This is a genomic window from Anaerovibrio lipolyticus LB2005, assembly GCF_000621545.1.
Taxonomy (GTDB): domain Bacteria; phylum Bacillota; class Negativicutes; order Selenomonadales; family Selenomonadaceae; genus Anaerovibrio; species Anaerovibrio lipolyticus_A.
In genome coordinates this window covers 1-4,549 of sequence record NZ_JHYA01000026.1, presented here as the reverse complement: position 1 = coordinate 4,549, position 4,549 = coordinate 1, and the positions used below count along the sequence as shown (strand labels likewise).

9 protein-coding genes are annotated in these 4,549 nt (G+C 41.1%); 5 read left to right on the top strand and 4 right to left on the bottom strand.

From position 1 onward, the window contains the following. Positions 1 to 23: 23 nt before the first annotated feature. The 4 genes from T355_RS0112260 to T355_RS0112245 form a co-directional block, all read right to left on the bottom strand. Positions 24 to 335 (bottom strand): hypothetical protein, encoded by a 312-nt coding sequence (locus tag T355_RS0112260; RefSeq protein WP_027397991.1) that lies wholly within the window; start codon positions 333 to 335, stop codon positions 24 to 26. A 183-nt stretch (positions 336 to 518) separates the two neighbouring features. After that, positions 519 to 953: a Nif11-like leader peptide family natural product precursor gene (locus T355_RS0112255; RefSeq protein WP_027397990.1), complete on the bottom strand. Its 435-nt coding sequence runs from the start codon at positions 951 to 953 to the stop codon at positions 519 to 521. Between the two features lie 249 nt (positions 954 to 1,202). Continuing rightward, a complete protein-coding gene (locus T355_RS0112250) occupies positions 1,203 to 1,643 on the bottom strand; it encodes a Nif11 family protein (protein WP_027397989.1) in 441 nt (146 codons plus the stop codon). A 59-nt stretch (positions 1,644 to 1,702) separates the two neighbouring features. Then, the gene (locus T355_RS0112245) at positions 1,703 to 2,149 is read right to left on the bottom strand and encodes a Nif11 family protein (protein ID WP_027397988.1); all 447 of its coding nucleotides are present in this window, start codon (positions 2,147 to 2,149) and stop codon (positions 1,703 to 1,705) included. A gap of 431 nt (positions 2,150 to 2,580) precedes the next feature. Between T355_RS0112245 and T355_RS0112240 the strand changes: the two genes are divergently transcribed. The 5 genes from T355_RS0112240 to T355_RS14435 all read left to right on the top strand — a co-directional run. Beyond that, a complete protein-coding gene (locus T355_RS0112240; protein WP_027397987.1) occupies positions 2,581 to 2,778 on the top strand; it encodes a hypothetical protein in 198 nt (65 codons plus the stop codon). Between the two features lie 207 nt (positions 2,779 to 2,985). Beyond that, positions 2,986 to 3,210 carry a hypothetical protein gene (locus T355_RS0112235; RefSeq protein WP_027397986.1) on the top strand — a complete coding sequence of 75 codons (225 nt, stop codon included), beginning with the start codon at positions 2,986 to 2,988 and terminating at the stop codon, positions 3,208 to 3,210. A gap of 438 nt (positions 3,211 to 3,648) precedes the next feature. Next, positions 3,649 to 4,014: a type II toxin-antitoxin system RelE/ParE family toxin gene (locus T355_RS0112230; protein WP_027397985.1), complete on the top strand. Its 366-nt coding sequence runs from the start codon at positions 3,649 to 3,651 to the stop codon at positions 4,012 to 4,014. After that, positions 4,007 to 4,231: a helix-turn-helix domain-containing protein gene (locus T355_RS14440; RefSeq protein ID WP_051555575.1), complete on the top strand. Its 225-nt coding sequence runs from the start codon at positions 4,007 to 4,009 to the stop codon at positions 4,229 to 4,231. Before T355_RS0112230 ends, T355_RS14440 begins: the two co-directional genes overlap by 8 nt. Before the next feature lie 64 nt (positions 4,232 to 4,295). Then, positions 4,296 to 4,549, top strand: a 254-nt coding sequence (locus tag T355_RS14435; RefSeq protein WP_037330178.1) for a transposase, incomplete at its 3' end; no start/stop codon positions are given.

Here is a 4,549-nt window from a genome sequence, read left to right as displayed (position 1 = left end):
TATTGGTACCGCCGACCACCTTGTCAATCATATCGTCCTTCTATTATGATGACATGTTTGCCTTCCTCCCTCATGTTCTTAATAAAATCTAAACCGACGCCTGGTCTGAGCATGCCATTGTCTCGCATCTTGGCTTTTTTCCTAAGTTCATCTATCTTACCTACCTCAGCCAACTTATCCAAATCTTTCATATCTCCATCATAATTACCCTGAGCGACATGATAATCGACAATACCCAAATGGTTCCTTATTTTTGTGACAAGATATACCCTCGCGCCGCCGACCACCATGTCAAGTTCCATGTCGTCCATCTTGTTCATGAATTTCTTTTCCATTTTAGTTCCCTCCTTAGTATTTAAATATTGTTGTTTACTCTTGTCCTTTATATCCATGAGAGGATAAAAGTGTTATCTCTTTTTTATTTTTCTGCAAAAAAAAAATTTGGATTTCCTGCAAAACAAAAGAGCAGCTCATGATGAACTGCCCTCGTAGTATAAAGGTAGCTATTTACTCTTGCCTTATCCTGCCACTGGGCCATCGGAGCCACCGAGGATAAAGCAAAAAGCATATTTTCCATTCTTCTTGGTTTTGCCAAAACCTACGCCCAGATAAGCACAAGCATTAATGCCAGTAGAGCCATCCGAACCGCCGCCACTCGGCCCATGATGGCCTGGATGTCCTCCGGCTACCTGATCCAGCTCATCCTCGGAAAGAGTCATGTTATTCATCTGCTCCTGCTCATATTCCTTTAATTCCTCAAGGGTAAATGGCAGACCAACTTCCTGTGCCAGTGGAATAATAATAGCCTCCGCTGCCTTTTCACGCATAGCAGCATCATCTGAAGAAGCCCCGTTCTTCTCTGCAAAATTCTTGTCCAGAGCATTGAGCTTTTCAGCCAATGCTGCATCCTGGGCCAGCTTATCATAAAACTTTCCTACGTTCTCCTTTGCCATAATGTATTCCTCCTTAGTATTTAAATATTGTTGTTTACTCTTGTCCTTTATAACGCCATTGTTCAATTTTTTCTTCTCCAGAAGAAAAATCTTCCAATTAGCGTTTCAACGAGATGAAGAACTTATTGATCTCGTTATATCCATGAGAGAATAAAAGTGTTATCTCTTTTTTATTTTTCTGCAAAAAATTTGGTTTTCCTGCAACAATGGAGCAGTCCATAATGAACTGCTCCCGTAGACTAAAGCTCGTTATTCACTTCCGCCTCCAATTGGGCCATTGGAACCACCCAGAAGGAAGCAATAGGCCGTGTTCCCTTTTCTTTTAGTCTTACCCATTCCTACACCAAGAAAAGCACAGTACGCGCCTCCTCCGGACCTACCACCACCATCACCAAACTTACGATCTTTCCTTTGTCCTCCGGCTACCTGATCCAGTTCATCCTCGGAAAGAGTCATGTTCTTCATCTGGTCCTGCTCATATTCCTTCAATTCCTCAAGGGTAAATGGCAGGCCAACTTCCTTTGCCAGCGGAATAATAATGGCATCAACTGCCTTTTCACGCATAACAGCATCATCTGCAGAAGCCCCGTTCTTCTTTGCAAACTCCTTATCCAGAGCATTGAGCTTTTCAGCCAAAGCTGCGTCCTGGGCCAGCTTATCATAAAACTTTCCTACGTTTTCCTTTGCCATAATGTATTCCTCCTCTTTATAGTTTTTCGTTTGATTGTTCTTTCCTCATCGTCCATTTTTTAATTGCTGTCGGCGATAGGCCCGTTGGAGATACCAACAAAGATACAAAATGCTGTCTTTTTACCACTCTTGACCTTCCCCACTCCAACGCCGATGAAGGCACAGGCGGCGGCAGTACCGCCCTTTTTTCCTTTTCGATTCCGTTTGTTATATTCATATTTATACGAATCCCCACCAGCCACCTGGTCCAGCTCATCTTCGGAAAGAGTCATTTCCTTCAGCTGCTCCTGCTCGTATTCCTTTAATTCCTCAATGGTAAATGGCAGGCCAACTTCCTTTGCCAGCGGAATAATAATGGCATCAACTGCCTTTTCACGCATAGCAGCGTCATCTGTAGAAGCCCCGTTCTTCTCTGCGAAATCCTTGTCCAGAGCATTGAGCTTTTCAGCCAAAGCTGCGTCCTGGGCCAACTTCTCATAAAACTTTCCTACATTTTCCTTTGCCATAATGTATTCCTCCTTAGTATTTAAATATTGTTGTTTACTCTTGTCCTTTATATCCATGAGATGACAAAAGTGTTATCTCTTTTTTACTTTTCTGCAAAAAATTTGGATTTCCTGCAATAAAAGAGCAGTCCGTAATGAACTGCTCTCGTAGTATAAAGTTCCTTATTTAGATTTCATTCGAGTCGCAAACACGGCCGTTAGAAAAAGCTACCTACGAAACAATGTCTATTATACTGTATTCCATGCCCCGGAGGGGGCTTTGACTGTGAACAATATTCTCAGTCAAAAATAGAAGTGCGCCCCCATATCGGAGAAAGCCCATTGTGTAGCCTATACGAAAAAAATTTTCTATTTCCATAAACACTTTCCCTACTTCGGGGATATAAAGAACAAGAACAAGCAACTGAAACAACAGTAAGGAGGAAAACAAAATGGAAAAGCTCATGAACAAGATGGATGTTATGGAAATGGACAAGGTATCTGGGGGTTCTATAAAACTTCGTCCTCGTCCTCTTCCTCGCTTACCTCGCTCTGTTTGCCATGACAGTAACGCAAATTCTATGGCAGCTAATGTAGATGAAAAACAAAACGCAAGCGGTTTGCTAGGCTCCAGCATGGTTGGTAAATAATAGCGATATCCGCAACCAAAAGGACATGGATTTAGAACAATTGGACCAAAAACAAAATAAAAATAAGCGACCATATCGGAGAAAGCCCATTGGTATCCTATACGAAAAAAATTTTCTATTTCCATAAACACTTTCCCTACTTCGGGGATATAAAGAACAAGAACAAGCAACTGAAACAACACTCAAGAATGTAAGGAGGAAAACAAAATGGAAAAGCTCATGAACAAGATGGACAATATGGAACTGGACATGAACAAGATGGATGATATGGAAATGGATAAGGTATCTGGAGGTTTTCCTCGTCCTCGTCCTAGTCGTCCTAGTTGCCATGACAGTAACGCAAATTCTATGGCAGCTAATGTAGATGAAACACAAATGAAACTCCCTATCGGAAAACTCCCTGTCGCTGGTGGTCATAAAATCAATGTGTAATGCAAATTCTATGGCAGCAAATGTATTTGAAACACAAAACGCAAGCGCTTGTGTTGGTGAATAATAGCGATATAGGCTAAGTCGTGTCAGAGGGCATATCATCAGATGTGCTCTCTTTTTGTGGCTATGTGTTCTAAGTTGTGCGAATCGGGAAACTCCTTTTTGTTGTGCTACTTTTGACGGCGTTGTGTCCACTGCCTATAAAAAGCTACCTACGATTATACTGTATTCCATGCCCCGGAGAGGTTTTGACTGGGAATAATATTCTGATACGAAAATTGCTTGATATGTAACAGTCCCAAGTGAAAGGTAACCAGCCAGTAAAAGCAAGGCTTGAAAACTTTAATACAAAGTGGTCAGAGGAGATGCCATACCAATTCAAAAATCGTTGTAAAAAGTTGTCAAATATGATAACATACATTACACAAGGAAGGCTTTATGACTTGGAAGATAGGTTACTATAAGAAAGAGAATGGTGAAATTCCAGTTCTGGATTTTCTGCTTACCCTGGAACCCAAGATGCGAGCAAAGGTAGTACAGTACATAGACCTTCTGGAGAAAAGTGGTACTAATTTGCGAGAACCATATGTTGCACCTATTAAAGGTGATAAATATAAAGGTTTATGGGAATTAAGAGTAAGATTTGCCTCAGACATAACCAGGGTATTCTATTTCACCTACCAAAGCGATACCTTCGTTATGCTCCACGGATTTAAGAAGAAAACCAATAAAACTCCAACCAGTGAATTGGAGCGGGCATTGAAATACAAGCTAGACTTTGAGAGGAGAGGTACTGATGAATAAAGCAATGGCCAGCAGTTCTGAAATTCATGATATTCTGAATCAGGATGAGGAATTCAAAATCGAATATGACCGTTTGAAGCCTCGGTATGATTTGATTGCCCAAATCATTAATGCAAGGCACGAGCAGAAAATTACCCAGGCTGAAATGGCTAAGCGTATGGGGACGAATAAGTCTAACATCAGCCGTTTTGAGGAGAGTGTGAAAGTTTTTCTGTAAATAACATAATTAGTAATCTGCAAGGTCTTCTATGGTAAAATAAAATCATAGGAGGCCTTTTGTTATGGCAAGAAAATCTTCAAAACCAGTACACCATGTACAAATGACAGACGGTAAGCGCCAAATTATTCAGCAATTATTGACCGAATATGACATCAATTCTGCTGAAGACATTCAGGAAGCTCTGAAGGATCTTCTCGGCGGCACCATCAAAGAGATGATGGAAGCTGAAATGGATGAACATTTGGGCTATGAGAAATCCGAACGCTCATCAAATGATGACAGCCGCAATGGTTACAAGAAAAAGACGGTAAACAG

What these genes read in the sequence shown, in the direction of transcription:
- T355_RS0112260 (WP_027397991.1), bottom strand. Translation starts at nt 335, where the DNA reads ATGGAAAAGAAATTCATGAACAAGATGGACGACATGGAACTTGACATG.
- T355_RS0112250 (WP_027397989.1), bottom strand. Translation starts at nt 1,643, where the DNA reads ATGGCAAAGGAAAACGTAGGAAAGTTTTATGATAAGCTGGCCCAGGAC.
- T355_RS0112240 (WP_027397987.1), top strand. Translation starts at nt 2,581, where the DNA reads ATGGAAAAGCTCATGAACAAGATGGATGTTATGGAAATGGACAAGGTA.
- T355_RS0112245 (WP_027397988.1), bottom strand. Translation starts at nt 2,149, where the DNA reads ATGGCAAAGGAAAATGTAGGAAAGTTTTATGAGAAGTTGGCCCAGGAC.
- T355_RS0112235 (WP_027397986.1), top strand. Translation starts at nt 2,986, where the DNA reads ATGGAAAAGCTCATGAACAAGATGGACAATATGGAACTGGACATGAAC.
- T355_RS0112230 (WP_027397985.1), top strand. Translation starts at nt 3,649, where the DNA reads ATGACTTGGAAGATAGGTTACTATAAGAAAGAGAATGGTGAAATTCCA.
- T355_RS0112255 (WP_027397990.1), bottom strand. Translation starts at nt 953, where the DNA reads ATGGCAAAGGAGAACGTAGGAAAGTTTTATGATAAGCTGGCCCAGGAT.
- T355_RS14440 (WP_051555575.1), top strand. Translation starts at nt 4,007, where the DNA reads ATGAATAAAGCAATGGCCAGCAGTTCTGAAATTCATGATATTCTGAAT.